Source organism: Rhodoplanes roseus, from assembly GCF_003258865.1.
Classification (GTDB): domain Bacteria; phylum Pseudomonadota; class Alphaproteobacteria; order Rhizobiales; family Xanthobacteraceae; genus Rhodoplanes; species Rhodoplanes roseus.
Genome location: NZ_NPEX01000127.1, coordinates 11,729 through 16,588, shown reverse-complemented (window position 1 = coordinate 16,588; position 4,860 = coordinate 11,729). Strand labels below are relative to the sequence as shown.

Sequence of the window (4,860 nt, the reverse complement as noted above, 5' to 3'; positions counted from 1 at the left end):
GGCGCGCCGCCCGGCCGACTGGGTGATGGCCGCCATCACGGGCGCCGCCAGCCTGAAGCCGACCCTGGCGGCCGCCGAGCGCGGCGCCATCGTGGCCCTCGCCAACAAGGAGTGCCTGGTCTGCGCCGGCACGCTGTTCATGCGCCGCGCCGCCGAGGCGGGCGCCACCGTGCTGCCGGTCGATTCCGAGCACAATGCCGTGTTCCAGTCGATGAGCTGCGGCGCCCGGGGGGACGTGAAGCGCATCATCCTGACGGCCTCGGGCGGCCCGTTTCGCACCTGGCCGGTCGAGGCGATCCGCAAGGCGACCCTGGAGGAGGCCCTCAAGCATCCCAACTGGTCGATGGGGCCGAAGATCACCATCGACTCGGCCTCGATGATGAACAAGGGCCTCGAGATCATCGAGGCGCACCACCTGTTCGACGTCGGCCCCGACGAGATCGCCGTGCTGGTCCACCCGCAGTCCATCGTCCACGGCGGGGTGGAGTTCATCGACGGCTCGATGGTGGCCCAGATCGGCCCGCCCGACATGCGGGTGCCGATCGCCCATTGCCTGGCCTGGCCGGCCCGGATGGAGGGCGCCACTCGGCTGAGCTTCGACAAGCTCGCCAACCTGACCTTCGAGGAGCCGGACGAGGTCCGCTTCCCGGCGCTCCGCCTCGCCAAGGCGGCGCTGCGGACCGGGCAGGGCGCTCCGACCGTGCTGAACGCGGCGAACGAGATCGCGGTGGCGAGCTTCATCGACCGGAAGATCGGCTTCGCCCACATCGCCGCCCTGGTCGAGGCGACCCTCGAGGCGAGCGCCGCCCGGGGCGTGCTGCGCGAGCCGGAGGATGCCGAGGAGGCGCTCGCCGTTGACCATACGGCTCGAATGCTGGCCCGGGACCTCTTGCCGGAAATCGCCGCAAAGGCATTCTACCAAGCTTAACAAATGGTGACCGACACCGGTCGCCGCCCCCGAAACCCTGCGCGAGGTCGTCATGGGATCGAATTTGCTTGCGTCGCTGAACGATCTCGGACTGGGGTTTCTCGGCTACCTCGTTCCGTTTCTTTTCGTGCTCACCATCGTGGTGTTCTTCCACGAGCTCGGCCACTACCTGATCGCCAAGGCCAACGGCATCAAGGTGCTGACCTTCTCGGTCGGCTTCGGGCCCGAGATCGTCGGCTTCAACGACCGCAGCGGCACCCGCTGGAAGCTCGCCGCGATCCCGCTCGGCGGCTACGTCAAGTTCTTCGGTGACGAGAACGCCGCCAGCGTGCCCGACCAGAACGCCATCGCAGGCCTCACGGAGAGCGAGCGCAAGGTCAGCTTCCCGGGCCAGTCGGTGGGCGCGCGGGCGGCCGTCGTCGCCGCCGGCCCGTTGGCGAATTTCGTCCTCGCCATCGTGATCTTTGCCGGCATCTTCATGTTGCATGGCAAGCAGACCACGACCGCCCGGGTCGATTCGATCCAGGCCGGCAGCGCGGCCGAGTCGGCCGGTTTCGTCACCGGCGACGTGGTGCGCTCGATCGACGGGCGGCGGATCGAGAGCTTCGCCGAGATGCAGCGGATCGTCAGCGGGGCGGCCGGCCAGACCCTGAAGGTCGAGGTCGACCGCGGCGGCACCCCGGTGACCCTGCAGGTCGTGCCCACGCTCAAGGAGATGAAGGACAATTTCGGCAACGTCCACCGGCTGGGCGTGCTCGGAATCACCCGCTCGATGTCGCCCGGCGACCTCAAGACCGAGTCGGTCGGCCCGATCGCCGCCGTCCGGATGGGCGCCGAGGAGACCTGGTTCATCGTCGAGCGGACGCTGAGCTATATCGGCGGGATCGTGGTCGGGAAGGAAAGCGCGGACCAGCTCGGCGGCCCGATCCGGATCGCCCAGGTGTCCGGCCAGGTGGCGACCGCGGGCTTCGTCGCGCTGCTGCACCTCGCCGCCGTGCTGTCGGTGTCGATCGGCCTCCTGAACCTGTTTCCGGTGCCGCTGCTCGATGGCGGGCACCTGCTGTTCTACGCCATCGAAGCGGCCCGCGGACGGCCCCTGTCGGAGCGCGCCCAGGAGGTCGGCTTCCGTATCGGCTTCGCTCTCGTCATCATGCTTATGATTTTCGCAACCTTTAACGATATCCTGCACTTGGCGGCGTCATAATGTGCGCACATCTCCGCCATAATGTGTGACGTGGCGGCCACTGGCAGCCGGCAAATAGGGAGCCTGGGGAGACTCTCTGTTTGCAGGGGTGGTCAAAGCCGATACAAGCGAAGGCGGAATCGATCGCGACGGGCGGTGGTGGGGATTCTTTTGGGGGCCCATAGCGTATGGCACTGGGGTTGAAGACGAATCGGACGTTGGCGGCGATCGCTTTCGCGATTGCGCAGACGTTCATGGCGGGAGCGGCCGTGACGGTTTCGGTCACGCCTGTCCTCGCACAGTCGGCGTCGCAGATCGTCGTCGAGGGTAACCGGCGCGTCGAGGCCGATACCATCAGGTCCTATTTCCGGGTCGGACCCGGAGAGCGGCTCGACGCCGCCAAGATCGACGAGGCCCTCAAGGCGCTCTACGCGACCGGCCTGTTCCAGGACGTGCGGATCACGCCCTCGGGCGGCCGGATCGTCGTCAGCGTCGTCGAGAACCAGGTGCTGAACCGGGTCGCCTTCGAAGGCAACCGCAAGCTCAAGGACGAGCAGATCTCCACCGAGATCCAGTCGAAGCCGCGCGGCACCTTCTCGCGCGCTCTCGTCCAGTCCGACACCCAGCGCATCGTCGAGATCTATCAGCGCTCCGGCCGCTACGACGTGCGGGTCGAGCCGAAGGTCATCGAGCTGCCGAACGGCCGCGTCGACCTCGTCTTCGAGGTCGACGAGGGCGGCAAGACCGGCGTCGCCAAGATCGTCTTCGTCGGCAACAAGGCGTTCTCCGACTGGCGCCTCAAGGACGTCGTCAAGACCGGCGAAACCAATCTCCTGAGCTGGCTGAAGAGCAACGACATCTTCGATCCGGACCGGGTCGAGGTCGATCGCGACCTGATCCGCCGCTTCTATCTGCGCAGCGGCTACGCCGACGTGCGCGTGGTGTCGGCGATCTCGGAATACGATCCGAGCCGCAAGGGCTTCATCATCACCTTCACGATCGACGAGGGTGACCGCTACAAGTTCGGCAACGTCGACATCCAGTCGACGGTCCGCAACATCGACGTCGAGCGTCTGCGGGCGCGGCTCAAGACCAAGCCGGGCGGAATCTACAACGCCGACGCGGTCGAGAAGTCGGTCGAGGACCTCACCATCGAGGTGTCCAAGCTCGGCTACCCGTTCGCCTCGATCCGGCCGCGCGGTGATCGCGACTTCAATGCCCGCCTCGTCAACGTCGTCTACGTGATGGAGGAGGGGCAGCGGGCCTATATCGAGCGGATCAACATCCGCGGCAACACCCGCACCCGCGACTACGTCATCCGGCGCGAGTTCGACATCGTCGAGGGCGACGCCTACAACCGGGCGCTCGTCGACCGGGCCGAGCGGCGCATCAAGAACCTCAACTACTTCAAGAACGTCCGCATCACCAACGAGCCGGGCTCGGCGCCCGACCGGGTGGTCATCAATGTCGACGTCGAAGAGCAGGCGACCGGCGAGTTCTCGGTCTCCGGCGGCTACTCGACGGCGGACGGCTTCGTCGGCGAGGTCAGCGTCGGCGAGCGCAACCTGCTCGGTCGCGGCCACGTCGCCCGCGCCTCGTTGACCTACGGCACCCGCACCCGCGGCTTCGAGCTGTCCTTCGTCGAGCCCTACCTGATGGGCCAGCGTCTGGCGCTGGGCGTCGACGTGTTCGGCAAGGAGACGACCTCCTCGTCCTACTACTCGTATACGTCGAGCACGGTCGGCGGCAGCCTCAAGCTGGGCATCCCGATCACCGACAACTTCTCGATCCAGCCGCGCTACACGGCGTACCGGCAGGAGATCAAGCTCGATCAGGCCTACAACAACTGTAACAACATCAACCCGAACAGCGCGGCTGGTTACTATCCGACGCCGCAGTTCCAGGGGATCACCGACCCGGCGACCGGCCAGCCGTTCACCTTCAACTGCTACCAGGACGGCGAGGCTTCGCTGGCGGTGCGGCGCGAGCTCGCCAACGGCCCGGTGTTCGTCTCGTCGGTCGGCTCGACCTTCAGCTTCAACACGCTCGACAACAACAAGAACCCGACCAACGGCCTGATCGTCACGCTGAACGAGGACTTCGCCGGCGTCGGCGGCGACGTGAACTACTCCAAGACGACCCTCGACACCCGGCTGTACAACGAAATCCTGCCGGACGTCGTCGGCTCGATCCGCATCCAGGGCGGCTACGCCACCGGATGGGGCGGCAGCGATCTGCGCATGCTCGACCACTTCCAGGGCGGTCCGAACCTCGTCCGCGGCTTCCAGACCGCCGGCTGGGGTCCGCGCGACATCACCCCGGGCACCAACCAGGACGCCCTCGGTGGTTCGATGTACTGGGCCGTGAACCTCGAGGTGCAGACCCCGCTCTTCTTCGCGCCGAAGGACTTCGGCATGAAGATCGCGTTCTTCGCGGACGCCGGCCAGCTCTCCGACTACAAGGGGCCGACCTCGTGGGCGGAACGCGGTCTGGTGATGACCTGCCCGAACCAGGCGATCAATACCACGAACCCGATGGCGAACGTGCCGTGCTACGGCGACGAGAACCTGGTCCGGTCTTCGGTGGGCGTCGGCCTGATCTGGGCCTCGCCGTTCGGCCCGCTGCGCTTCGACCTCGCCTATCCGATCACCTACGCGGATTACGACAAGAAGCAGATCTTCCGGTTCGGCGGCGGCACCAAGTTCTGACGCCTCGCACGACCTGACGGTGCCGGCCTGGGGCCGGCACC

The 4,860-nt window shown here is 66.7% G+C and carries 3 protein-coding genes; all 3 read left to right on the top strand.

Annotation, left to right across the window (positions count from 1 at the left end):
- Positions 1-928: 1-deoxy-D-xylulose-5-phosphate reductoisomerase (gene dxr / locus CH341_RS17850; protein WP_111420352.1), on the top strand; the 928-nt coding region annotated here is incomplete at its 5' end.
- A 52-nt stretch (positions 929-980) separates the two neighbouring features.
- Complete coding sequence (rseP, locus tag CH341_RS17845; protein ID WP_111420350.1) at positions 981-2,132, top strand: RIP metalloprotease RseP; 1,152 nt, start codon at positions 981-983, stop codon at positions 2,130-2,132.
- A gap of 167 nt (positions 2,133-2,299) precedes the next feature.
- Positions 2,300-4,819, top strand: coding sequence for an outer membrane protein assembly factor BamA (gene bamA, locus CH341_RS17840; protein ID WP_111420349.1), 2,520 nt, complete (start codon positions 2,300-2,302; stop codon positions 4,817-4,819).
- Positions 4,820-4,860: the final 41 nt, after the last annotated feature.

Excerpts from the sequence above, each read along its gene's own strand:
- rseP (WP_111420350.1), top strand. The coding sequence starts at position 981 with ATGGGATCGAATTTGCTTGCGTCGCTGAACGATCTCGGACTGGGGTTT.
- bamA (WP_111420349.1), top strand. The coding sequence starts at position 2,300 with ATGGCACTGGGGTTGAAGACGAATCGGACGTTGGCGGCGATCGCTTTC.